Source organism: Leptolyngbya subtilissima AS-A7, from assembly GCF_039962255.1.
Taxonomy (GTDB): Bacteria; Cyanobacteriota; Cyanobacteriia; order Phormidesmidales; family Phormidesmidaceae; genus Nodosilinea.
In genome coordinates, this window is sequence record NZ_JAMPKY010000006.1 from 214,339 (window position 1) to 238,510 (window position 24,172).

The window sequence follows — 24,172 nt, forward strand, 5'->3', positions numbered from 1 at the left end:
GTGATCGCAAGAAAGGTGCGCTATTGCCTCTGCAACACCGCACCTCAAGGTCATATTTCGAATGAATTTTTATGCTTGTTCCCAGAGTTCTCTAACGCCATTTTCAGGTAGCCAGGTGGCAATTTCCTGAATGCGCTCTTCGGATAGCTCTCTCTTAGTGGCGGTGAAAACGGCTTTTACAGCCTTCTTACGCTCGGCGTCTTTGTTGGTGGGGTCGCGTCGTAAACCACCCTCATTCGCTACCCGGAAGAAGAAGCGATCGGAGTCAATTTTGAAAATTCCCGGCCCCTGCCAAGGCGGACGCACCCGGCTCAAAAATCCAACGAGAGGGTTGCTGTCTTTCCACAGGTCAGTTACCTCCATTTGCAGGGCTTTTTCGTCGGTTGGCATGGCTTCTTCATGCAGTTCGTTAGCAACCCGATCGGCTGCTTCGGTAGTCATCAAGTCGCGCATGACGCGAAAAACAACTTCAGTAAAGTCTCTGGCATCGTAGGGCTCAGCGAAGCCCCCTTCAACCATCACATACTCTAAAAAAGACCGATCTTTATCGGCGATCGCCAACCTAGAATCTTCTGTTTCGGTCGGGTCAAGCCCTTGAATTTCTCTCTCTGTAGTTTTATCTACCATGCTTACTTCCTCTATTGATTTACATCAATCTTTCTTTCAGTAAAGGTTAAGCAACTTAAAACTATTGCACTTCCCTCAGGGGTTCAAGTTTGATTGGGTCATCAGATAGATATCGTGAGCAATGTTGGGCGATCGCCACCGGAGTCTCCCTGTTGGAAGACAAAGGGAGGACAGTAGGATGGTTGGAGAAAGATCCTCTCGCTTTGGAATAGCGTTTGGCGAGGGTGAATGAGTCGCAGCAGGTGACAGTTTCAGTTTTTGTAACCATCCTGAGCTAACTACCCCCGTCGCGTAGGTTAGGGGCATAGCTTTGCGAGGGCCTGAGGATGGAACACCGCTGGAATGTTTGGTTACTGGGCGCAATTGCGGCAGGAGCTCTGCCCATGGCCCTTGCCGCCCCAACTCAGGCCTGGGATCCGATCGCCCCTAACCCCAACGCCAATTCCGACGCTAACGCCAACCCTACAGAAAGTTCTATGCCACCGATCGTGCAGCGCCAGGCCTATGACCGCTACCTCCAGGTAATCGAGCGCACCCAGGCGATGGTAAGCGACCCCGTCGCTCGCCGGCTGGCCGAAGCGCTCAATCTCAATGTCCTTAATGTCACCTGGGAAGACACCGGGCGCTTTTACGGCTCCTCCGTTGGCTCCAATATCAGCGACATGACCATTCAGGTGCAGCAGCAGGATCCCGTTAGCGGGCAGCACCAGCTGCACCTGATGCCGGTGATTCGCCATCCCAACTTTGAAGATATCAGCGCCGACATTCCCCTAGAGAGCTTCTTTCTTCAAGTGGGCAACGAGAACGGCGAAGACCTGCGCCGAGTGGCGCTGAGCGAAGTGCTGGGCGATCTGCGGAGCTATCTCAGCACTCCAGATTCTTGGAGCGGGCGAGGGCGATCGCTCCTTGCCCCTAGGCGTGATAGCCATGTGCTGGTCAGTGCTCAGGCCTGCTTTTTGCCGATTCCTCAAGAGGGTATGGCCACATTCAACCCGGTGCTGTTTAACTATCAGTCGCGACCCGGTGATCCGGCAGTGCTGACCATTCTCGCCACCCGCGAAGGCACCAGCGTCACCGTGATCGACAACCAGCGCGATGGCTTTGAGGCAGGGCAAACCTGGGGTCAGCGCCTGTTTTTCAACAAAAATGGCGAACGGGCCAGCTTTACAGGTCAGCGCCTCAGCGATTTTCAGGCGGTGGAGAACCCTGGCGGGCGGCCTGAAGCCGCTGAGGATGACACCGAGGGGCTAAATATGGTGCTGCTGATTCAGGTACCCCTCAAACAGCGGGCACCCATGCGCGAGTCATCCTTTGACAGTATGGCCCCCGCCGCCCCCATGGCCGCCGCCCCCCTGATGGAATCTCGTGGCCCCAGCGATGTAGAAGCCGCCGTCATCGGCCACGGCGCGGTGGAAGGGCCGTTTACTGAAATTGACAACCTCGCCATTGAGCGCGACCCAGACTATCCCATTCGGGTCACGGTGCAGTTCTACAAAGCCACAAGCAACGGCGTGGTGTCAGAGGCCGACATGGCCGAAATTCGCGAGCAGATCGATCGCGTCTATGCCGAAGCCGACTACGTAGGCAGCCTGGTGGTGGATGGCCCCAGCGATCGCCCCACCGAGCACGACGGCCCTAAAGATGAGCCTGCCGACTGGTGGCAGCGCTTTTGGGAATACCAGCGCAACTTCCTCAATCGCTAGAGTTTGGGGGCGTAGACCGCTTGCACAAAGCGATCGCGCCCTGCCAAGTCCAAACAAATCTCAATGTCGCGATAGCACCCCTGCGCTTCAAGCAGGGCTTTAACCGCCTCCCCCTGCCCCGCCATCATCTCCACAAGCCAAAGACCACCCGGCACCAGATATTCGGGAGCCTGAGCTGCAAGCACCCTGAGATCACTTAAGCCATCGTCGCCGCCATCCAAAGCGCTGGCAGGTTCGTGGTTAATCACCTCGGGTTGAAGCGTTGGCAGCAGCGCCGAGGGAATGTAGGGCGGGTTCGACACCATAGCGCTGAGCTGGCCTCGGTAGGACGTTAACGGTTCAAACCAAGATCCGTTGTAGAACGTGATCCGATTCTGTAAGCCTGCGCGGTCTGCATTGTCTCGGGCGATCGCCAGCGCCTCAGCACTAAAATCTACCGCCAAGATGCGAGCCGACGGAAAGGTTTGGGCGAGACCCAAAGCAATCGCGCCACTGCCCGTTCCCATATCGACCCAAATGCCCTGGGCCAGCTGATCTCCGAGGGGGCTGCGGGCGATCGCAGCCTCGGCTAGATCAATTATTAGCTCTGTCTCAGGGCGGGGAATCAGCACCGCCGGAGACACGGTCAACATCAGGTCGCGCCAGGGAGTTTCGCCTACCAAATATTGCACGGGGGTGCGTTGCGTAAGGCGCTGCTGCCAGCGACGCTCCAATTTGGCTAGAGAATAGCGGAGAGTGATCTGCGATCGCTGGTGCACCGTGCCCAACCGTAGAGACAGCCGCTCCACATCCGCCACCGCCATCAGCAGCCAGTCCACTTCGTCAGCATCAACTCCCGCCGCCTGGGCCTCTGCCAACGCCTTTTCGCGCCAGACCCACAATTCCGCCCCCGTCACGGCGCGATCGCTAGCTGTCATAGCCGCCAATCTTCCCTAAACCGTGGGTCACACAAATCTCCTTGCACTAGCCCAGGTAAATTTTGAAGCCCCACGCTACCTTGCCAAAATCGCCAATCCAAAATTCTTGAACGCAAAGCGAGTCTGCCCCTACAATCCATCCACCCCCTACCCCCTCACCCATCCACTCCCCTAACGCGTCCACCGCACCTTAGACCCGCGCGCATCCAAATGCACCAGCGCTGGGAACTGGCTGTAGCGCCCCAATCCCCCCGGCCACCAAGGGTCCAGCGCCCAATAAACTTGGTTTCCAGTTAGCCCCATGCAGTAAAAGTCGATGGCGTCGCCCACAATATGGCGACTCTCGGAGGCACCACCGACCCGACTGTCGATCTCAGCGGGGCGGTACCAGCTAGTGATTAGGAAAGGGCGACCGATGCGATCGCGAGCCTGCTGGGCCAGAACGGCAATACGCACAATGGCATCTACCGTGGCCTGGTTAGAAGGCATGCGGACACCGCCACGGGTGGCTTCCGACCAGGTAAAGTTGCCGTTAGGCACAATGCTGGCGTCGAGCTGAATATTGTTGGGGGTCCACTGAGCGGGACGCGGTGGCAGTGGGGCAGGCACCGGGGCGGGCATGGCCTCGGGCGACGAGGGGGCAGCCCGCTCCAGCCGCCGCAGATCCTCGAATAGCGACTGAATCGCGGGAATCCGCCCCTCTAGTCGCCGCCACAGCTGCACCAGGCGAATCAATGCCTCCCGCTGGTCTTCGGTGGGGGTGTAGGTGGTGGGGATGTTGGCCGCAAAGTCGAGCAGGGCGCGATCGAGGGTGCGGGCGGTCGTGACTAGGGCAGCCGGGTCGTCGGCGTTTTGCGCCAGGTCGTCGGGGTTGACACCCAGCTGCTGAATGGCGGTGGTGCGCGAGTCGAGGCCGAACCAGCGGCGGTAGCTCTCGGTTAGCGCAAAACGCAGATCGCCCTGACCGTTGTAGAGACTAGGTATTTTTTGCACAAAGGCGAGCAGCGCCGAGTCAAGGGTCTCCAGGTTCGTTTCATGGGCAAAGGGATCGTTGGTGAGCAGCCAGGCGATCGCCTCCTCCCGCGCATCCATCGCCCGCCACAGCTGCACCAGGCGAATCAGCGCCTCGCGCTGGTTGGGGTAACCCGCGTAGTAGCGACCCACCGACTGCATAAAGGCCACCAGCGCGTTGTCCAAAGCCGCTTCATCGGGCACCTGGTCAACCACCGGCACGTTCAAAATTTCGTACACCGCCGCCGCCGTGTTGAGCTGTCGCCACAGCCTCACCGCCTCAACCATGGCCTGCCGTTGAAAGTCGAGCCGTCCATAGTTGGGTGGCACCCGCTCAGCAAAGGCCAACAGGGCCGAGTCGAGCTGACCTACAGTTTGGGGCAGCTGCGCCTCGCTGTAGTCGATACTGATATCCGCGAGGTAAGCCTGGAGCAGGGCGGCAGCATCGCAGGGCTCAAGCTGGGCGGCATCGCGATCGCCCTCCGTTGGCGTAAAACCGTTCGCTACCGCTTGCAGAAAGCGATCGCTGTAGCGGCCCACGCTGACATCCCAAATGTCGGCCCCGTTCCAGCCCTGCTCAATGAGGCCAGTGGTGAGGCTGCGCAGGGTATTAGCGGCGTACTGCACCTGGGCCGCGAAGGTATCGACCTCACCCATATCTACCTGGTTCACCGGAGCAATGCCTAGGCCCGTTTCGCCGTCGGTGAGCTGGGGCTGGTTATGCACTGCGTAGAGGGCGGCCAAAATGGGCTTGTGCACCCCCGCTCGCCCCCCTTCCAATAGATAGTAATAGTTGCGCTGATCGGGTGCTAACGTGCTCATAGCGTGCATTAAGCCACAATGACCTGTCCACAGTAACCACAAAGTGTAAACTCGATGGGCGAAGTTCAACCATTACCCAGCCACGGGTTTTCACCCCGACCCCAGCTGCTAGCCACCGACATGGATGGCACCCTCACCCGCCAGGGCAAGTTTACCCCCGCCCTACTGCAAGGGCTAGAACAGCTCCAGGGTTTAGGTCTGCCGGTGATGATTGTCACCGGGCGATCGGCAGGATGGGTGAATGGCCTCGCCCACTATCTCCCCGTAGTTGGGGCCATGGCCGAAAACGGCGGCATCTACTTTCCCCACAACGGGCCGCCAGAGCCATTAGTTGAAATTCCCAACTTGGTCGCCCACCGTCAGCTGCTGCAAAAGGCCTTTACCCAACTTCAGTGGCGGTGGCCTAAGCTGCGCGAGTCAGACGACAATCGCTTTCGTCTCACCGACTGGACGTTTGACATTGAGGGCCTAACCCAGGCCGATCTAGATGAAATGGCAGAGCTGTGCCAATCGCTGGCCTGGGGGTTTACCTACAGCACCGTGCAGTGCCACCTATTTACGCTGGGTCAGTCTAAGGCAGCGGGCTTGCAGCGGGTGGTCAAGCGCTACTTTGCGCCGATCGCCGCCGCTGAGGTCTTGACCGTGGGCGACAGCCCCAACGATGAGAGCATGTTTAACCCAGCCCTGTTTCCCCAATCGGTGGGGGTGGCCAACGTGGTCGATTACTGGCCCCGGCTTACCCATCACCCCACCTACATCACCAAGTCCACCGAAGTGGCAGGATTTTTAGAACTCGTAGAAGCCCTAGTGCAGAATTCTTAGAATTAGCTTGGGAGTGACCAGTTTTGTAACAAAAAAAGACGTTGTTTCCTATCGCTGACAACCAAATCCCATAACGTTGTTAGACATAAAACATTGTTGAAGTTTTGACCCTATGGGTGGGCAGTACTTTTACCATGCCAGACAAGGGGCAAGGCTTTTCTGCCGACTACTCTGCTCTACTCGGTCGAGGTGTCGTGCTCTGAAGTGTTTCATTTTGTTGAAATCAAAAAACAATCTGAATATCTAGACCATCTAGGTCAGTAGGGGAGATTGTAGTAGTCGGCAAGGTGGGGCAATTTTGTAGAAAATACATGTAAAACCAGGCCATTTAGACTGATTGACCATCCTTGTAATTCTCTTTAAACCGGGGGTTATGCCGACGGACCAGCCCCTTCGCCCCTGTCTAGAACCTATTACACGACTTTGCGATTCCCTTTGGGACGGCAAGCCGATCGCCCCTCCGACAAACCACTTCACTGCCTCGCGCTCGCTGAGCCTGACGCAAAATTTGACTCCCTTTGATCCTGTTTCCCTGACGCTAAGGTTGGGATCTTTTTTATCGCTATTCTCCCGTTTACTGCCTGCGTTTTTGTTGTTTAAGGCCATTTCCTGCGTAATACCCTATGACCATTGCAGCACCCAAAGACAATTCTGTAGCCGCTCCCCTAGATGCCGCCCCCTCCGGGCTGAAGGTTGGCATTCCGAAGGAGGTGTTTGCGGGCGAACAGCGGGTCGCCGCTACCCCCGATACCGCCAAGAAATTGCAAAAACTAGGCTTTGAGGTCTTGGTCGAAACCCAGGCCGGGGCCGGGGCCAGCTTTACCGACAGCGCCTATGAGGCCGCTGGCTGCACGGTGGTGGCCGATGCCGCCAGCCTGTGGGAAGCCGCCGATGTGGTGCTCAAGGTGCGATCGCCCCAGCACCACCCCACCCTCGATCGCCATGAGGCCACTCTGCTCAAGCCCGAGCAAACCCTGGTCAGCTTTATCTGGCCCGCCCAAAATCCTGAGCTGCTAGAGCAGCTAGCCGGCCAGGGTGGCACTGTCCTAGCGATGGATTCTGTCCCCCGCATTTCTCGCGCTCAAAAGCTGGATGCCCTCAGCTCGATGGCCAACATCGGTGGCTACCGAGCGGTGATCGAAGCCGCCAGCCACTTTGGTCGCTGCTTCACCGGACAAATTACCGCTGCGGGCAAAATGCCCCCCGCTAAGGTGATGGTGATTGGGGTTGGCGTGGCCGGGCTGGCTGCGATCGGGGCTGCCAAGAGTTTGGGGGCGATCGTTAAAGCCTTTGACACCCGCCTAGTGGTCAAAGAGCAGGTGCAGAGCCTAGGCGCAGAATTTCTAGAGCTGCACTTTGAAGAAGACGGCAGCGGCGAAGGGGGCTACGCCAAGGTGATGAGCCCAGCCTTTATCGCCGCCGAAATGGCCCTGTTTGCCCAGCAGGCCAAAGACGTTGACATCATCATCACCACAGCACTGATCCCCGGCAAACCAGCGCCGCTGCTGATCACCCAGGAAATGGTCGAGAGCATGAAGCCCGGCTCGGTAGTTGTCGATCTGGCCGCTGAGCAGGGGGGCAACTGCGAAGTCACCGAGCCCGGTCAGGTAACTTCTCACAACGGCGTCACTATTATTGGCCTGACCGACCTGCCCAGCCGCATGGCCTCCCAGGCCAGCCAGCTCTACGGCAACAACCTGGTGCACCTGCTCAGCGACCTGGGCGGAGCCGAAAACTTCACCATCGACATGGAAGACCAGGTAATTCGCGCCACCACGGTGATTCACAACGGCCAAGTGACCTGGCCGCCGCCAAAAGTGGAAGCTCCCGCCCCCACCCCCAGCAACCAACCGGCGATCGCCACCACCACCGCAGATGCTCCAGCAGCAAAATCCTGGTTTAGTCAGCTGCTCTGGCCCATGCTAATTGGCTTGGCCTGCGTTGCCATTGGCCTCTGGGCCCCCGCCTCGTTTATGACCCACCTGACCGTCTTCGTCCTGGCCAGCTTCCTCGGCTGGAAGGTGATTTGGGACGTATCGCCCAGCCTGCACACACCCCTGATGAGCGTCACCAACGCTATCAGCGGCATCATTATCATCGGCGGCATGCTGCAAATTTCTAACAACATCGCCTCACCGATGACGATTTTAGGGGCGATCGCCCTATTCCTCGGCACCGTCAACATTGCCGGCGGCTTTATGGTCTCCCAGCGCATGCTGAACATGTTCCACAAGTAACCCCTGGAGTGTAAGGGGTCAGAGGTAGGGGGTCTTGAACCCAAACCCCAAGCGTCCAGCAGAATCCCCTACGCCTCACTCCCCACCCATCCACCCCCTACTCCCCACCCATCCATTCCCTCGTCCCTTCATCTCCCCAGAAATGGAAAATAACCTCGTAACCGCGGCCTACATCGTCGCCAGCGCCCTCTTCATCCTCAGTCTGGCGGGGCTGTCGCAGCCAGAGACCGCTAAGCGGGGCAACCTGCTGGGCATTCTCGGCATGGCGATCGCATTTGGGGCCACGGCGCTCATTTGCCAAGGCTACCCCGTTCAGATCGGCTCTATCGGCCTCGGCGTGCTGGTGGGCGTGCTGGCCGCCGCCCGCGTGGCGATGACCGACATGCCCGAAATGGTGGCGCTGCTCAACAGCTTTGTGGGCCTGGCCGCTGTCCTCGTCGGCTTTGCTGAATACCTTCAGCCCAGTGCCGCCCTCACAGGCACGGATATTACCGTTCACCGGGTGGAAATCTATATCGGCGTGTTCATTGGCATTGTCACCTTCACCGGGTCGATGATTGCGGTGGCCAAGCTGCGGGGTTGGGTACCTAGCCGAGCGGTGCTGCTGCCCGCCCGCCACATATTTACGCTAGGAATGCTGGGGGCGATCGCATTCCTTGTCGCGCCCTTTCTCACCGCTACCGGCAGCCCGGGGATGTGGATTTTGGCGGCGATGACTGCGATCGCAGGCATCTTTGGCATTGTGATCGTAATGGCGATCGGCGGGGCCGACATGGCGGTGGTGATTTCGCTGCTCAACAGCTATTCGGGTCTGGCCTCAGCGGCAGCCGGCTTCATGCTCAACAATGACCTGCTGATCATCACTGGGGCGCTAGTCGGCAGCAGCGGTGCCATTCTCAGCTACATCATGTGCAAAGGCATGAACCGCTCCTTCGTCAACGTGCTGCTGGGCGGCTTTGGAGAAACCGCTAGCTCCGGCAAGGCAGCCGCCCTGGAGGGCAGCGCCACTAGCACCACCACAGGCGAAGTCGTCGAGCTGCTGGCCAACGCCCAAAGTGTCGTAATCGTCCCCGGCTACGGCATGGCTGTGGCCCAGGCCCAGCACCCCGTGGCGGAAATCACCCGCCTGCTCCGTGCCCAGGGCAAGCAGGTGCGCTTTGGCATTCACCCCGTGGCAGGTCGCATGCCCGGCCACATGAACGTGCTGCTGGCCGAGGCCAACGTGCCCTACGACATCGTGCTTGAGATGGACGAAATCAACGACGACCTGTCCCACACCGATGTGGTGCTGGTGGTCGGTGCCAACGACACCGTTAACCCCAGCGCCAAAAATGACCCCAACAGCCCAATCGCTGGAATGCCCGTGATGGAAGTCTGGGAAGCCGATACCGTAGTGGTGCTCAAGCGCGGCATGTCGTCGGGCTATGCCGGAGTCGAGAATCCGCTGTTCTTCAACGACAACACGCTGATGCTGTTTGGTGATGCCAAAACCAACGTCAACGGCATTTTGGCTCAGCTCTCCACCTCAACAGCTCCCGCCCCCGCCCTCGCCGCAGTCTAGTCCATCTCGGATGCGCTCTGACGATCCGAGTGCATCGAGATGAACAACGTGGGCTAGCAACAGATAAACCTCGATACAACCAGCACCCCAGGTCGTAGGATGGATCAGCACAGCAGGATCTATCCTATGACCTGGGAGTTTTGGTGAGCGGGTATGAAGTTTAAGCGCAGTACGGTAATACTGGTAGGGGTGGCCTTTCTGCTGGGGGCAGGGGTGCTGATTGCTGAGTCTCAGCGATCGCAGTCCCCCGACTCCACCGCCCAAACCGAGTCTACCGCGCCCATTCTCACCTTTGAAGAAACCGACGTCGCCACCCTCACCGTCGATCGCGGCAACGAAACCCTGGTCTTTGAGCAGGGCGACGACGAAACCTGGCAAATGACAGCACCCGACCAAGCTCTGGCTGAACCGGGGGCGATCGCCTTCCTCCTCAGTCGCCTCAATACCGACTCGCCCCTGCAAACCGTTACTATGCGAGCCGACCAGGCTAACGACTTTGGCTTCAACGCCCCCCTCGGCATTGTCACCGTCGCCCTTAAAGACGGCACCGAGCACGAGCTGATTTTGGGTGGCCCAGACTTCAGCGGCAGCGCCAACTACGCGGTGGTAGACCCCGATCCCTGGCCCCCAGCCGGGGAGTCAGAATACTCCGTGCTCGTCGTCACTCGCGATGTGTCTAACGGCATCAACCGCCCTCTGGCGGAGTGGAAGATGCCGGTGGAAACCCCAACTCCAGCAAATCCGGAGGCTAGTTCAACCCCAGAGAGCAGCACACCAGCGGCAGCCCCGACGCCCACTTCGACGCCCGCTCCGGCACCCGCTCCAGCCCCTACTTCAGCACCCCCAGCAAACGAGACTGCGCCTGCGCCTGCGCCAACTGGCAACCCTGCGCCTGAAGCTACTAATTGATTGGCATTACGGGTGCTAGGCTAAGCCCACCGTTGCTTTCGCGCGGTCGATCAAGCGTTGAATCGCGTTGACTTAATGCTGCTGGGCACCGGCCCACCCTACGCCTGCCCCACAAACTCCCCAAAGCAACACACCCACTGACCTTGGGCTTCCATAACCCAACTACCCATCCACCTGCCCACTCATCCACCCCTCAATGTCTTCTCCCACCGCTATTTTGCTGTTTTCTTGCCCAGACCAAAAGGGTTTGGTGGCCAAGATCGCCAACTTTATCTACGCCAACGGCGGTAACATTCTCCACGCCGACCAGCACCGTGATCCTGAGGCGGGGTTGTTTTTGTCGCGCCTAGAGTGGGAGCTAGAGGGCTTTAACCTGCCGAGGGAGATCATTGGGCCGGCGTTTGCGGCGATCGCCCAACCCCTCGGAGCCACCTGGCAGCTTCACTTCTCCGACGCCGTGCCCCGCCTGTCGATCTGGGTCAGCCACCAAGACCACTGCCTGCTCGACCTGCTCTGGCGACACAAAGCTGGCGAGTTCAAGGCCGAAATTCCGCTGATTATCAGCAACCATCCCCACCTCAAACCCGTTGCCGATCAGTTTGGCATTGCTTTTGAGCACCTGCCGATGACCAAAGACACCAAGGCTGAGCAAGAACAGCGGCAGCTAGAACTGCTCAAGGAATACAACATTGACCTGGTGGTGCTGGCTAAATACATGCAGGTGCTCAGCTCCGATTTCCTCAACCAGTACGATCGCGTCATCAACATTCACCACTCGTTTTTGCCCGCCTTTATGGGAGCAAACCCTTACCAGCGCGCCTTTCAGCGGGGGGTCAAAATTATCGGGGCCACCGCCCACTATGTCACCTCCGACCTTGACGAAGGCCCGATCATCGAGCAAGATGTGGTGCGCATCAGCCACCGCGACGACGTGAAGGAACTGATCCGCAAGGGCAAAGATGTAGAGCGCATTGTGCTGGCCCGCGCCGTGCGACTGCACCTGCAAAACCGCACCCTTGTCTATGGCAACCGCACCGTGGTGTTTGCTTAATCGCGCCCTGTTAACTACTCAGACTTCCTAAACTAGGGTTTTGCCCACTTTAGAAATCTCTCTCAGCCAAAGTATTGCCGATGCCTACCGTTCTTCAGGTCGGGCCTTATAGCTTTATCTTTTTCAGTTCTGATCGAGGTGAACCCGCTCATATCCACGTGAGCGCGATTGCCAAATCGCCAAGTTTTGGCTAAGCCCAGTTACATTCGAGAAAAATCGTGGTTTCAAAGACTACGAACTCAACAAGATTGCCGAAATTGTCGAGGAAAACCAAGACATTCTCTAGAGGCATGGCATGACTACTTTAGTCCCTGAAACTGAACCACTGGCTACTGCCGTAGTCATAGACTATGAAAAACTGGTGGTTGAGTTGGCCGATGGTCGCAGCCTAGCGATTCCCCTAGACTGGTACCCTCGGTTGATGCATGGATCTTCCCAAGAAAGAAACGACTGGCAACTGCTGAGCGATGGCTATGCCATTGAATGGCCGCAGCTAGATGAACATATTGGTACTAAGGGATTGCTGGCTGGAAGGCCCAGTAGCGAAAGTCAGCGATCGCTGGCTCAGTGGTTAGCAGCTCGCCAAGCTTAAATTGCTTGACTGGCCTGTCCTATCGATCTTGGCCGCCACTGAGCCAGAGTTGAATTTGATTCCAAATGGCGTCGGGGCCGATGCCAAAGAGGAAGTAGAGAGCCAGCAGCAAAAAAGCCACCAGCAGCACCGTTTGAATGGTGTTTTTGATCAGCTTAAACACCCAGCCAAACACCACGATCGCAATCACGATCGCCCCGAGTACAATCAGCAGTTCCACGGGTGCCCTCCTATCCCATCGAAACGACAGTGGCTGAGGTCAGCGATTCGCTAACGCTGGTGGCCTCGGCTCTGGCCCACTGGTCGGCGGCGAGAATGTCGGCCAGCACCGGCTGGGTGACATTATGGGAACGGTGGCGATCGCACACACCCTCAATCACCTTGGGAATTTCTAAGAAGTGGATCTTCTCGTCCAAAAATAGTGCCACCGCCTGCTCGTTGGCGGCGTTGAGCACAGCGGTCATCGTCCCGCCCGCTCGCCCAGCGGCGTAGGCCAGATCCATACAGGGGTATTTGGCGTGGTCAGGCTCGCGGAAGGTGAGGTCGCCCGCTTTGACTAAGTCTAGGGGTTCCCAGTCGGTGTAGATGCGATTGGGCCAGGAGAGGGCATAGAGCAGCGGCAGGCGCATGTCGGGCCAGCCCAATTGAGCCAGTACCGACGTATCTTGCAGCTCAATCAGTGAGTGAATAATGCTTTGGGGATGGATGACGATGTCGATGCGATCGTAGTCCATGCCGAACAAATAGTGGGCCTCGATCACCTCTAGCCCTTTGTTCATCAGCGTGGCCGAATCTACCGTGATCTTGCGGCCCATCGACCAGTTGGGGTGCTTGAGGGCATCGGCCACCGTTACCTGGGCCAGCTTTTCCACTGGCCAGTCGCGGAAGGCCCCGCCGGAAGCGGTGAGCAAGATCCGCCGCAGGCCATCCTTGGGCACCCCCTGGAGGCACTGAAAAATCGCAGAGTGCTCGGAGTCGGCAGGCAGCAGCTTGACGCCGTGTTTTTCCACCAGGGGCAGCACGGCGGGGCCACCGGCAATTAGGGTCTCTTTGTTGGCCAGGGCGATGTCTTTGCCCGCTTCGATCGCCGCCAGGGTCGGCAGCAGCCCGGCGCAGCCAACAATGCCAGTCACTACAGCCTCCGCGTCGCCGTAGCGAGCCACTTCCACAATGCCGTCGTCGCCCGCAAGCAGCTGAGGCATCGGATCGAGACCAGCTAGGGCGTCGCGCAGTTCACCCAGCTTGTCGGGATTGCAGATGGCGACGATCTCAGGCTTAAACTGGCGTACCTGTTGGGCCAGCAGCTCCACATTGTTCCCTGCGGCAATACCCACTAGGCGGAACTGGTCGGGGTGGTGATCCAAAATATCGAGGGTCTGGGTACCGATAGACCCAGTTGATCCAAGCAGGGTGATGGCTTTCACAGCAATCCTCAGGGTGGGTGAACGCTATCTTTAAGAATCCCATGACGGGGGCCATGGCCCAAGGTCTTAGCAGAATCTCGTTTTCTAAGATTTGATTTAACCCCACGGGGATCATGGCTAAGCAATTGACAAGATTTGATGACTGTATCGCTATGGATAACTGTAAAAATACAATAGTTGTTAAGATTACTGAGAATCGTTCGCGCACACCCGAGCCTACCCCCTAAACCATGGACTCTGTAGAACCGGTTTCAGTTGAAGTTGTGCAGCAGGTAGCGGATTATTTCAGCGTACTCAGCGAGCCGATGCGGCTACGCATCCTTAATTTCCTGCGCGAGGGTGAAAAATGCGTGCAGGAGCTAGTCGAGGCCACCCAAACTAGCCAGGCTAACGTCTCTAAACACCTTAAGGTGATGCTCCAGGCGGGCATTCTCAGCCGCCGCACCGAAGGTACCTCCGCCTACTACAGCGTTACCGACGAGCTCATTTTTGACCTGTGCGGCTTGGTGTGCGATCGCCTCGCCTGCCGCATTGAAGCCCAGGCCCAGCACTTTCGCAACTTTAGCCTGGCCAGCCGCAGCTAGGGAGCAGCCGCCGCTGCATTTTGGTCGGCTTTGAAGTAGGCTTCTAAAACCTTCAACACCATGGGGGCAGCCACCTTACCACCGCCGCCGCCCGAGTGCTCGGCAAAAGCCACAACCACCACCTCGGGTTTTTCCATGGGGGCATAGGCTCCAAACCAGGCGTGAGAAAGGCCAGGCGGCGCTTCAGCGGTACCACTTTTGCCCGAGAGGGGAGGTAGGTGGGGCACGTTGAGGCTCTGGCCCGTGCCGCCTGTAATTACCCGTCGCAGCCCCTGGTGTAAGACGTCAATCGTCGCATCGCTCAGCTCTAAAGACTCTTTCCAGTTGCGGTGCTCCTCGTTGTCTTTGAGCAGGTGGGGGGTAACCCGGTAGCCATTGTTGGCGGGCACCGCAAACATGTTGGCCACTTGAAGCGGCGTCGCCTGCATAAAGCCCTGACCAATAGACATGTTGATCGAGTCGCCAATCACCCAATCTTCGTCTAGGTTTTTTTGCTTCCAGGCTTCGTCGGGCACTAAGCCTGCGCTCTCTTCAGCACCTAGCTCAATACCGGTTTTGCGGCCAAAACCATAGCGGCGGGTCATCTCGATCAGAGTAGGGCCGCCGATGCGCATTGCCACTTGGTAAAAGAAGGTGTCACTACTCCAGGCCATCGCGCCAGGGAAACTCAGGGGGCCAAAGCCCGCCCGGTTCCAGTCGCCAAACTGAATGCCCCCCACCTGGATGTAGGGATAGGTGGGCAGCACCGTACCCGGATCGTACTTGCCCGACTCTATGGCCGCTGATGTGGTGACAATCTTAAAGGTGCTGGCTGGTGGAAACGCTTGCAGCGATCGGTTGAGAAAGGGGTGATCAGCTCCCTGAAGCTGTCGCCACTGGGCCTCAGTGATGCGGGTAGTGAAAATATTGGGGTCGTAGGTGGGCCAGCTGGCCATGGCCAGCACAGCGCCACTGCGCGGGTCGATAGCGACGATCGCCCCCTCGCGGTTGCCCAGAGCCGCCTCCGCCGCCCGCTGCAGCTCAATATCGATAGTGAGCTGAATGTCTTTACCGGCAACGGCGGGTTTATCGCCCAAAATGCTAATAATCCGCCCAGCGCTATCGACCTCCACCTGCTGGCCACCCCAGGTGCCGTGCAGCGTGCTCTCAAAGGCCGACTCGGCCCCCATCTGCCCTACTACATCCCCTAAGCGATAGCCCTGCTCGCGGCGGGCCTTGAGCTGCTCGTCGGTGAGTTCGCCTGTGTAGCCAATCACGTGGGCAGCGAGGTCACCGTTGGGGTAGTTGCGCACCGCCTCAGCCTCCAAACGCACCCCGGGCAGCTCGTTGGTGTATTCGGCTAGGGCTGTGGCCTGGGCTGGGCTAATGCCGCGGGCAATGGTAATCGACTCAATCGACTCGTAGCCCGCCTGCTCTAGGCGCTTTTGAATCTCGTCGGGGGGCACATTGAGCACCTTGGACAGCCGGTTAATCACCATAGGCCACTTGTCGCGGGGTAGCGCGATCGGCCAGATTGACACGGTGTGCGACAGGCGGCTACCGGCGAGAATTTTGCCGTTGCGGTCAAAAATCGTGCCGCGAGCCGGGCGCTTTGGCACCAGGCGAATGCGGTTGGTGTCGGCCAGCTGACGATTGCGATCGCCCTCCACCACCTGGAGCTGAAATAGCCGCAGCCCAAAGGCCCCTACTAGCAGCACCGACACCAGCACCATCAAGAACACGGCCTGAAAGCTGCGCCCAACAGTGCGACCGCGCACAGTATCGGGTACGTAGGGTAAATTTTGGAGTAGAGCCATATATGTAAACCCAATCCAATTCCAGAGATGGAGCGTTGCGGCGAAAAGGCTACCAATCCTAAGCTGGACTTGGATTAGCCCCCCACGGCAAAATCGGCCAGTCACCATTTTATATCGGCCCAGGAGATCTATGCAGGGAAAGGTTGTCTTGCCGGTGGTGGTGCTGAGTCTGGTGGGAGTCGTGGCCTCGGCCTTTTTTTTGGTGCGTGAGCACACCCGCACCTACCGCCTGGTTCTGGCCTCAGGTGGCAGCACGGGTGAATATTACGCCTTTAGCCAGGCCTTTGCCCAGGTGGTGGCCCGCAACCATCCCACCATTGCCATTGAGGTGCTAGAAACCGACGGCTCTCTGCAAAATATGGATTTGCTCAAAACCAACGCGGCCCAGCTGGCCCTGGTGCAGAGCGATACACCAGTGCAGCCGCCGGTGCGGGCGGTGGCCTTACTATTTCCTGAACTGTTTCATCTGCTGGCTCGCACCAATACCAACATCAACGGCGTAGCCGATCTGCGGGGCAAGCGGGTCGCCCTTATGCCCAAGGGCAGCGGCTCCTACGCCCTGTTCTGGCCGCTAGTGCAGCACTACGGCCTGAGTGCAGACACGGTGACGGTTCTGCCCATGCCCGTTGACCAGGCCCACGCCGCCTTGGCCACGGGAAAGGTGGATGCCCTGTTTCGCGTTATTACCCTAGGCAACCCTGCCGTGGGGAAGCTGCTGCAAACCGGCACCACTCGCCTGATTCCCATCGATCAGGCCGATGCCCTCCAGCTGTCGCTGCCCTACCTCGAAGCCCAGGTGATTCCTAAGGGAACCTATAACGGCGGGCGCCCCGTGCCCCCAACCGACCTACCGGCGGTGGCGGTAAACGCTTTGCTGGTGGCCCACGAGAGTCTGCCCCCTAAGGTGGTAAATGCCCTCACCCAAACCTTGCACCAAAACCGCAACGAGCTGGTGGCTTTGTACCCACGCGCCGCCAGGATTCGCCTCGACACCTCGGGGGATTTAGGCCTGCCGCTGCACCCTGGAGCTGAGGCCTTTTATAGTCAGGGCGAGCCTGAGTTTTTGGTGGAGTATGCCGAACCCATTGGGCTGCTGCTGTCGGTGGGTGTGCTAGGGGTTTCAAGCCTATGGCAGCTGCAATCGTGGCTGTTGGGCAAGCAAAAAAATCGGGCCGACACCTACAACCTAGAAATTTTGGCACTGATCGATGCGATCGATCGGGCTCAATCGCTGGAGGAACTGGCAGCCCTGCGTGAAACCCTATTTGACATTCTCAAACGGGTGATAACCGATCTAGATGTCGATCGCATTACCAGCGAGTCATTTGAGTCATTCACCTTTCCGTGGGAGATCGCCAACAACACCATTCGCCACCAGGAGATGGTGCTGCGCAGCAGTGCTGGCAGAGCCGATCAGCGGAGGTAGGGACGTTGATCAGCGTTGAGCCAGTTGGTTAATGCCCGGCGTAGAGCGCGCCCGAAAACAGCACTTCGGTATTCAGGCTGGCAGCGTGGGGCAACCCAATTGGCGCATGGGCGAGGTATTCGGGCTGGGGCTGAACCGATATGACGGGGGCCACGGGCTGCGTTGCCTGGGGCTCTCCAGCGGGGGCAGCCGCCGGACCGGGCACTAGTTCGAGGGGCTGAGGAGCCGGGGCTGACGGCGCTATCAGCGGCTGGGGAGGAATCGCCGCCGGTAGGGGAGCCGGGGCAAGATCCACCGGGGCGGGTACTACCGCAGGAGCACTGGGAGGTTGAGGCGATCGCGGCACTGGGGCTTCTGCCTCAGCTGGAGCCGCTGGGCCAGGGACGGTGTCAATGCGATCGGGTAGGGGAGACTGCGGCCAGCCCAGGTTCGAGTTGATTGGCGCAGGGGCCATCGGTAGGTCCTCTGGCAGGGGCGAGGTTGTCGCATTCTCAAGGGATGCTTCAGCAGGAGTCTCCACTGTGGCAGCCTCTTCGGGATCTTGCACCTCGGTCCGACGAGCGGCAGCCCGTTCGATGGCGCGCAGGCGAGCCCGCTCGGCAGCCGCAATCTCTCCCTGCCAGCCGGCGATCGCGTCGGTGGCTTCATCGTAGAGGGCGCGGCCGGGCTTGACGCCACTGGCCTCAACAATGGCTTGAGACAGCTGACCGCGCTGGGCTAGCGATCGCGCCCGGTTGAGCAAAGGCCGATCCTCCATCACCTGGAGTTCACTGGTCCAGATATAAACCCAGCTTTGGGCCTCGCCGCGCAGGGCTCGGTGGAGGGCGATGCCGCTGGCGGTCTGAATTGCCTCCCGTAGGCCGTCAAAGGTTTTGGCTCTAGCCAGCTCGTGGGCTTTGACTAGCTGGGGGCGATCTTCCAATCGCTCAATCTCCTGCCGCCAGTGGGCCACCATGGTTTGGGCTTGCACCCGCCGGGGGTGCCCCTGGGGCACTTGGGCAGCCTGGCTAGCAGCTGCATTGAGGGTCTCTTTGGTGCGCACTTGCCCAATGGCCTGGGCGGTTTGCAGGCGGGCCAGCTCGCCCATGTGGTTGCGCCAGCTCATCACGCTCGACTGGGCTTGGGGATAGTAGGGGCTGTCGGCGGGCAGGCGATTGGCCAGCAGCATGGCCTGGTAGAGCGTCACCAGCTGGTCGGGGGAAGTGCGCCAAGTAGTCAGGCTTTTCTGAGCCATCTGGCGGGCCTGGCTAATCCAGATTAGCTCTTGGGCAACTTGGGCGCGGCTGGGGTTGAGGGCAGCGCTGCGACCCAGGGCGATTGCCGCATCGAGCTCTGAGGCATACCACTTGTCTTGCCCCAGCTTGAGCAGCAGGTCGCTCCAGCGATCGAGGTAGGGCTGCACCTGCTGGCGAGCGTAGGTGCTTTCGTCGATCTGGCTGGCGGTGCGCAGGGCAGCTTCGAGGCGATCGCTGCCACCAGGGACAGCCGTGGCCACCGCCTCACCCAACAGCTCTTGAGCACGACGCTCTAGACGAATCTGGCGCGACAGGGCCTGCACCTGCTCGACCCGCCAGTGAGAATTATTCAGCTCGGCCAGGGCCAACACCTGCTGCGAGGCCGTGGCCCAATCTTTTTGCTTCAGCGCCGTTTGGGCCGTGGCCATGATCGCTTCGCCCTGATCCCACTCGCCCTGCCAGGTCTGCATGGTCTCTTGGGCGGTGGCAAATACCGGACTTTCCGTCGGAATGTGGCTCACCAGCGCCTGGGCCTGCTCCATGCTACCGTTGCTGCGTAGCTCTTGCTCAGCGGCCTTGAGTACGACCCAAGACCACTGCTCAATCAGAGGCTGCACTTCGTAGTAGAGCGGGTGTCCAGCCGTCCAGCTGCCCGCTAGGTCAAGGGCAGTCAGCACATCGGGCAGTGCGCCCGACTCAGCCGCCACCTGGGCACAAAATAGCTGAGCGCGATCGGTCGTTACCGAGGCTGGGTTTTCACAGTTGGCGGTGGGGGGCAGATTAATCAGCCAGAAAAATGCCCCAAGCGCCGCGCCACTGGCGGCAAAACAGCTCAATAGAGTAATCAGCAGCAGCCGCCAAGACTGATTGCCGCTCTGGGGCACTGGCACCATCACCTCAGACAGCCCCAGGGCCGAGTCGGCCTCATCGATCACTAGACTGAAATCCTTAGCAACCCCTTCTGTCAGAGGTTCTCCCCGCTGGGGGCCAGACTGCTGTTGACTCAGCATATACCCGTAAGCTCCCGCGCAACCACCTTTCCCCACTCTACCCAGAATCAAAGGAAGACGGGAAGCATCAGTTACGATTTCTTAGCGCTGGCGGGAAATTTGCCTCGGTTTTGTCTTCAAACCTTGAAATGCAGTGCTGGCCAAGTCATTGTAGGACATGGACAGCTAGACGAAGCCAAAACCGAAACGCTATCTGGCTCGCCCTAGTCCGCCAGCGTCCACCAGCCTAAGCTGGGGCCAATAAACCGCAGCGTAATCCAAAAAGCGATGATCAGCACAATGGCACCCCAGGTACCTCGGGCAGTCCACTTCATAAACTGCTGCGACTGATCTTTGGTAATTGGCAGCCAGGGTAAAATTGGCTCTGACTGACCGTACTTTTCGCCTAGCTGCTCTTTGCGTCGTTTTGATTCGCCCATGGGTCTACGCCGCTACATGCTCTACTCATCATCAGATTAAATGATTTGATGTCATTCGGGCCCTCAATTTACGCCGGGCCTTAACTGATCGCGAGATTGTCAGACCGGCTCTCGGACTTTGGCGAAGATAAATGTGTCTCGTGGTGTGGGCGAAAGGTTAGGGCGAATCATAAACCGAGGCAATATGCCCTCACGCCGTAAACCCGCCTTTTCCAAAACTCGCGCTGAAGCAAGATTTTCTGTGTCGCACGTCGCCCAGATGCGATCGATCTCAGGCAGACTCATCAACCATGACACAACTGCCCTGGCTGCTTCCGTCGCCAACCCTTGCCCCCAATAGCGGCGGTTGAGAACATAACCAAAATCTGCCCCAGGGCTCTCTATCCGGCACGCAATCGTCCCAATCGCTGTGTTCTCAGTCTTGGTAGCGATCGCCCAACAGAACTCACTGCCAGACTCCCATTGAGCAGCAAAGCTTTCGAGCGCGTCGACCGTATCCTGAATGCCCGTGTGCCTTGGCCAATCCATGTAGCGAGCCACTTCAGGATCCCGACCATACTCGTAGACAGCCGCCGCGTCGGCCAGGGTTGGACGCCGTAAAATCAGTCGGTCTGTAATCAGTTGGGTAGGGACTTGGTACATGCCACAACGCCTCAGGAGTACGGTTCGAGGCTGTGACCAAAGTGTTTTGGTTGCGTCACCGCTCGCCCTCCATGCATACAGCCGTTCCCACTCCCCAGGTTTTACAGTTCTCGCCCTAAGGCCCCCACTGGGTAGGCAGCGATCGCGTGCAGGCCGCTGGACTCAGCGCCTCTAAGATTTGCGCTCCATAGCTGCGGTAGTGAACGCGGGTGTCGAGCAGAGCCACCGTGCCACCGTGCAGCCGCGAGGGGGCCACGGCCCGCTGCAACTCCGTCACTGCTGTGGGAAAGAGGTATAGCCGAAACCAATCCTGCCGCCGCCGCTTGTGATAGGCTACGCGCCCCGCCACCATCGGGTTTTCTAAAGAAGGCAGGGGCAGGGTCGCAATAATCAGCAGCGCCGGAGGCGGCAGCAGCGCCTGGTGCTGCCGCCAAAATGCCCAGCCGCTGACGAGAATGCCGTTGGTGTCGATGGCGGCATTCTCCACCTGCACCCGCGAACCAAATTCTCCAGCCAGCATTGCCCCTAGCTGCCCCTTCAGGGGCAAATCATCCAGCAAAATTACTGTAGGGCCAGAGACTTGGGGGCGAGCAACGTTCAGCAGATGGCGAATTTCTTGGTGCAGCACCCCCTGAAACTGGGGAGTGTTAGGCAGGGGCAAATGGGTGGGCAGGTAGAGCTGAATCGCGTCGTTTTGCCGATTGGGGGTGAACTGGAGGCAGGTGAGATCGCCAAGCCCCAGGCGCTGGCGAAAGTTGTCGGCTGCTTCATCTGGGTCAAGGGCGGCACCGATTAGCACCACCGGCTGGCGAGGCCACACGGAAGTCATAGCAGTGGCGAGTTCTACCGGGGCGCAGTGCAGCGTCATGTGGCCGCGATCGCGATCGACCGAAAACCAGAGCAAATGGTCGGGCGGATTAAACCGCTGCCAGAACTTCACCCACTGAGGCGGCATTGGCCCCTCGGCCTGGGGCGCACTGACACGGCTGGCGGTCAGCACCTGGTGCAGGCGCTGGAGTTGCTGGCTATCGCCTTCTTCGAGCAGGTAACGGTGGTAGGGGTTGGCCGGGCGCTGAAAAGCTGCGTGGGTCAGGGCCACGTGGGTGTTTTGAATGAGGCTCTGGTGGTCGGGGTAGGCCAGCGCCAGATGAGTCCAGTCGAGGGTGCCGAGGTCAACGGTGAGCTGCTGATGCAGCCAGAGTTCGAGGTTGTCGGCATCGTCAATCAGCGTAGGAATGCCGTCAGGGAACTGGTGGCCCCCCTCCAGGCGATCGCCCAGCCAAGCCTCGGGCGTAGTGATCAGCAGCCCATCGAAACCGTCGCCAGGCCAGCGATCGCCCATCTGCACCGGCTTCCGCAGCCGCAGCTTTTCTTGCAGCCGAGGAATATCAACCATCAGCACCCGTTGGGCCGTGGAGTCAGGCGCCACTACCACCGCTGGGCCAGGCCACATCATCAGCGCAATTAGGTAGCTGAGGCGATACTCGCCTTGGTAGGCAGACAGACCACCCACCTGCATCAACGCACTGCGCCCCAGCCGCAGGGCCCGCGCCACTAACCGCGCCAGCGTCAGATGGTGGGGCCAGCTCGGCTCTCCCCATTCCCGCAGCAGCGCGCGCAGTTGTTGGTGTACTTGGGCCTCAATCACGGGGGGAAACGCCGCAGCGCCACGAAAGAATTGATTGGAACGGTTGACGACTGAAGTAGGTGGCGGGTTGCCCGCTCAGCTACAGGCGTTCATTGTCGCATAGATGACTGGTTGGGATCTCTAGGTATCCCCCCACCGATATGCTGATAGGGTTTGCTGTGGATACGGGATTACAGCTATGGAACGCATTGCCATCATTGGTTTGGGCCTAATCGGCGGATCGCTAGGGCTTGATTTGACCCGGTACGGTCATCCCGTCGTGGGCATTGCCCGTCGCGCCACCACTGCCGAGGAGGCTCTGGCGATGGGAGCCGTGACCGAGGCTGGCAACGAGCTGGCGCTGGTGTCGGGGGCCGATGTGGTATTTATCTGCACCCCGATTGATGCTGTTGTCGCCACGGCAGCGGCGATCGCTCCCTATTTGTCTGAGGGAGCGGTGGTTACCGATGTGGCGTCGGTGAAAGGAGAGCTTGTGCCCAGCCTAGAGTCTCTGTGGCCGGACTTTGTGGGTGGCCACCCAATGGCGGGCAAGGCCGAGGCTGGGCTGGCGGTCGCGGAGGCAGGGTTGTTTCAGGGCCGCCCCTACGTGCTTACCCCCACCGAGGCAACAAACCCAGAGGCTTTGGAGCGGGTACGGGCGATCGCCACTTCCCTAGGGGCGAATCTTTGCCAATGCCACCCCGACCAGCACGATCGCGCCGTCGCTTGGATCTCGCACCTGCCGGTGATGGTCAGCAGCAGTCTGATTCTCGCCTGCCAAGGAGAATCAGACCCGGACATCCTCGCACTTGCTCAAGCCTTATCCAGCTCGGGCTTTCAAGACACCAGCCGGGTGGGCGGCGGCGTACCTGATCTGGGTACATTGATGGCCCGCCACAACCGCACGGCATTGCTGGAGGCGCTGACCGGGTATCAGCAGCAGCTAGAGCAGCTGAAAGCCTTAATTGAAACAGAGAACTGGGACGCTCTGCACAGCCAGTTAACCAAGTCGCAAGCCGCCCGATCTGCCTATCTAGGCTAAGTAGAAAACGGGTTGCCGATCGCGAGCCATTTGTATCCGCCTGCAAGGTCTGCGAAGAGTGTGTTTGGAGCCTGGAAGCTAGCGGAATAGCGGATGGGTAGATAGGTGATGGACGGTGGGGTGGCAAAATGGATATTGAGAGCATTCAAAAAAAGATTCGCGCTGAGGAATATGTCTACACCTCCCATGCAGACATTGAGCGCAAAGCCGATGATTTGACCTTGATGCAGGTAGAAGAAGCTTTATTAAATGGAGAGTTTCTAGAGCAATATCCAGATACAGGTCGTGGCGAAAGTTGCTTAATTCTTGGACATTCTAGTAATCTGCCCATTCATATTGTCTGCGGCTGGCGAGGGGAGAGAGTTGCCATTATCACCGTCTATATACCAGGGCCGCCCAAATTTATTGATCCAAAAACAAGGGCTTAACCGATGCGAGATATTAAATGCAACACCTGTAGTAGCGCTGACTACGAAGAACGCCGAATTACTTATCTGTATAGCCATCAAGGACAATATCTGATTGTCCCCAATACCCCCGTGGAGATTTGCAATGACTGCGGCACAGTCTATTACAGCGCTGAAGTTCTAAAGAATATTGAGCGTCAGTTTTTTGCTATTCGCAACAATACCGAAACACCTGACCAATATCTCCAAGTGCCTGTGAAATCCCTGTAAAACCTGCGAGTCATCTGCTGGTGATTCTTTCGCAATTC

Annotated in this window: 23 protein-coding genes; 13 read left to right on the top strand and 10 right to left on the bottom strand. The window is 58.8% G+C overall.

What is annotated here, in order from left to right:
* Positions 1-69 precede the first annotated feature (69 nt).
* Positions 70-627 carry a DUF2267 domain-containing protein gene (locus tag NC979_RS14725; protein WP_190515260.1) on the bottom strand — a complete coding sequence of 186 codons (558 nt, stop codon included), beginning with the start codon at positions 625-627 and terminating at the stop codon, positions 70-72.
* Between the two features lie 383 nt (positions 628-1,010).
* Between NC979_RS14725 and NC979_RS14730 the strand changes: the two genes are divergently transcribed.
* A complete protein-coding gene (locus tag NC979_RS14730; RefSeq protein WP_242023858.1) occupies positions 1,011-2,330 on the top strand; it encodes a hypothetical protein in 1,320 nt (439 codons plus the stop codon).
* Here the strand turns inward: NC979_RS14730 and prmC are convergent.
* Complete coding sequence (prmC, locus tag NC979_RS14735; RefSeq protein WP_190515265.1) at positions 2,327-3,247, bottom strand: peptide chain release factor N(5)-glutamine methyltransferase; 921 nt, start codon at positions 3,245-3,247, stop codon at positions 2,327-2,329. The two genes, NC979_RS14730 and prmC, sit on opposite strands and share 4 nt — an antisense overlap.
* 171 nt (positions 3,248-3,418) lie before the next feature.
* A complete protein-coding gene (locus NC979_RS14740; RefSeq protein WP_190515267.1) occupies positions 3,419-5,080 on the bottom strand; it encodes a D-Ala-D-Ala carboxypeptidase family metallohydrolase in 1,662 nt (553 codons plus the stop codon).
* Positions 5,081-5,134: 54 nt separating this feature from the next.
* Here NC979_RS14740 and NC979_RS14745 point away from each other — a divergent pair, with 54 nt between their 5' ends.
* From NC979_RS14745 to NC979_RS14775, 7 genes are all read left to right on the top strand, one after another.
* Positions 5,135-5,902, top strand: a complete 768-nt coding sequence (locus tag NC979_RS14745; protein WP_190515271.1) for an HAD family hydrolase — start codon at positions 5,135-5,137, stop codon at positions 5,900-5,902.
* Positions 5,903-6,525: 623 nt separating this feature from the next.
* Positions 6,526-8,139 (top strand): Re/Si-specific NAD(P)(+) transhydrogenase subunit alpha, encoded by a 1,614-nt coding sequence (gene pntA, locus NC979_RS14750; protein ID WP_190515273.1) that lies wholly within the window; start codon positions 6,526-6,528, stop codon positions 8,137-8,139.
* Positions 8,140-8,281: 142 nt separating this feature from the next.
* Positions 8,282-9,700: an NAD(P)(+) transhydrogenase (Re/Si-specific) subunit beta gene (locus NC979_RS14755; protein ID WP_190515276.1), complete on the top strand. Its 1,419-nt coding sequence runs from the start codon at positions 8,282-8,284 to the stop codon at positions 9,698-9,700.
* Between the two features lie 153 nt (positions 9,701-9,853).
* Entirely contained in the window at positions 9,854-10,609 is a 756-nt protein-coding gene (locus NC979_RS14760) for a hypothetical protein (RefSeq protein WP_190515278.1), read from the top strand.
* Positions 10,610-10,805: 196 nt separating this feature from the next.
* Positions 10,806-11,660, top strand: a complete 855-nt coding sequence (purU, locus tag NC979_RS14765) for a formyltetrahydrofolate deformylase (protein ID WP_190515281.1) — start codon at positions 10,806-10,808, stop codon at positions 11,658-11,660.
* Between the two features lie 175 nt (positions 11,661-11,835).
* Complete coding sequence (locus NC979_RS25375) at positions 11,836-11,946, top strand: DUF4160 domain-containing protein (RefSeq protein WP_431191072.1); 111 nt, start codon at positions 11,836-11,838, stop codon at positions 11,944-11,946.
* Positions 11,947-11,955: 9 nt separating this feature from the next.
* Positions 11,956-12,252 (top strand): DUF2442 domain-containing protein, encoded by a 297-nt coding sequence (locus NC979_RS14775; protein ID WP_190515284.1) that lies wholly within the window; start codon positions 11,956-11,958, stop codon positions 12,250-12,252.
* Positions 12,253-12,271: 19 nt separating this feature from the next.
* On the opposite strand, the gene NC979_RS14780 is transcribed toward NC979_RS14775, so the two are convergent.
* Both NC979_RS14780 and dxr read right to left on the bottom strand, forming a co-directional pair.
* Entirely contained in the window at positions 12,272-12,472 is a 201-nt protein-coding gene (locus tag NC979_RS14780; protein WP_190515287.1) for a hypothetical protein, read from the bottom strand.
* Between the two features lie 10 nt (positions 12,473-12,482).
* The gene (gene dxr / locus NC979_RS14785; protein ID WP_190515289.1) at positions 12,483-13,676 is read right to left on the bottom strand and encodes a 1-deoxy-D-xylulose-5-phosphate reductoisomerase; all 1,194 of its coding nucleotides are present in this window, start codon (positions 13,674-13,676) and stop codon (positions 12,483-12,485) included.
* A 230-nt stretch (positions 13,677-13,906) separates the two neighbouring features.
* On the opposite strand from dxr, the gene NC979_RS14790 reads away from it, so the two are divergent.
* Positions 13,907-14,260, top strand: coding sequence for an ArsR/SmtB family transcription factor (locus tag NC979_RS14790; RefSeq protein ID WP_190515292.1), 354 nt, complete (start codon positions 13,907-13,909; stop codon positions 14,258-14,260).
* Here the strand turns inward: NC979_RS14790 and mrdA are convergent.
* On the bottom strand, positions 14,257-16,056 hold the full coding sequence (gene mrdA / locus NC979_RS14795) for a penicillin-binding protein 2 (protein WP_190515295.1): 1,800 nt from the start codon (positions 16,054-16,056) through the stop codon (positions 14,257-14,259). The genes NC979_RS14790 and mrdA overlap by 4 nt on opposite strands.
* Positions 16,057-16,186: 130 nt before the next feature.
* Between mrdA and NC979_RS14800 the strand changes: the two genes are divergently transcribed.
* Complete coding sequence (locus NC979_RS14800) at positions 16,187-17,482, top strand: TAXI family TRAP transporter solute-binding subunit (RefSeq protein ID WP_190515297.1); 1,296 nt, start codon at positions 16,187-16,189, stop codon at positions 17,480-17,482.
* A gap of 28 nt (positions 17,483-17,510) precedes the next feature.
* On the opposite strand, the gene NC979_RS14805 is transcribed toward NC979_RS14800, so the two are convergent.
* The 4 genes from NC979_RS14805 to NC979_RS14820 all read right to left on the bottom strand — a co-directional run bounded on the left by NC979_RS14805 (position 17,511) and on the right by NC979_RS14820 (position 22,436).
* Positions 17,511-19,727 (bottom strand): hypothetical protein, encoded by a 2,217-nt coding sequence (locus NC979_RS14805; RefSeq protein WP_190515300.1) that lies wholly within the window; start codon positions 19,725-19,727, stop codon positions 17,511-17,513.
* Between the two features lie 203 nt (positions 19,728-19,930).
* A complete protein-coding gene (locus tag NC979_RS14810) occupies positions 19,931-20,146 on the bottom strand; it encodes a DUF2839 domain-containing protein (protein ID WP_190515303.1) in 216 nt (71 codons plus the stop codon).
* A 99-nt stretch (positions 20,147-20,245) separates the two neighbouring features.
* Entirely contained in the window at positions 20,246-20,788 is a 543-nt protein-coding gene (locus NC979_RS14815) for a GNAT family N-acetyltransferase (protein WP_190515306.1), read from the bottom strand.
* Positions 20,789-20,903: 115 nt separating this feature from the next.
* Complete coding sequence (locus NC979_RS14820; RefSeq protein ID WP_190515308.1) at positions 20,904-22,436, bottom strand: ATP-dependent DNA helicase; 1,533 nt, start codon at positions 22,434-22,436, stop codon at positions 20,904-20,906.
* A gap of 178 nt (positions 22,437-22,614) precedes the next feature.
* On the opposite strand from NC979_RS14820, the gene NC979_RS14825 reads away from it, so the two are divergent.
* The 3 genes from NC979_RS14825 to NC979_RS14835 all read left to right on the top strand — a co-directional run bounded on the left by NC979_RS14825 (position 22,615) and on the right by NC979_RS14835 (position 24,134).
* Entirely contained in the window at positions 22,615-23,457 is an 843-nt protein-coding gene (locus tag NC979_RS14825; RefSeq protein WP_190515310.1) for a prephenate/arogenate dehydrogenase, read from the top strand.
* Between the two features lie 128 nt (positions 23,458-23,585).
* Positions 23,586-23,885 (top strand): DUF4258 domain-containing protein, encoded by a 300-nt coding sequence (locus tag NC979_RS14830; RefSeq protein ID WP_190515313.1) that lies wholly within the window; start codon positions 23,586-23,588, stop codon positions 23,883-23,885.
* Positions 23,886-23,888: 3 nt separating this feature from the next.
* The gene (locus NC979_RS14835; RefSeq protein WP_190515315.1) at positions 23,889-24,134 is read left to right on the top strand and encodes a type II toxin-antitoxin system MqsA family antitoxin; all 246 of its coding nucleotides are present in this window, start codon (positions 23,889-23,891) and stop codon (positions 24,132-24,134) included.
* Positions 24,135-24,172: the final 38 nt, after the last annotated feature.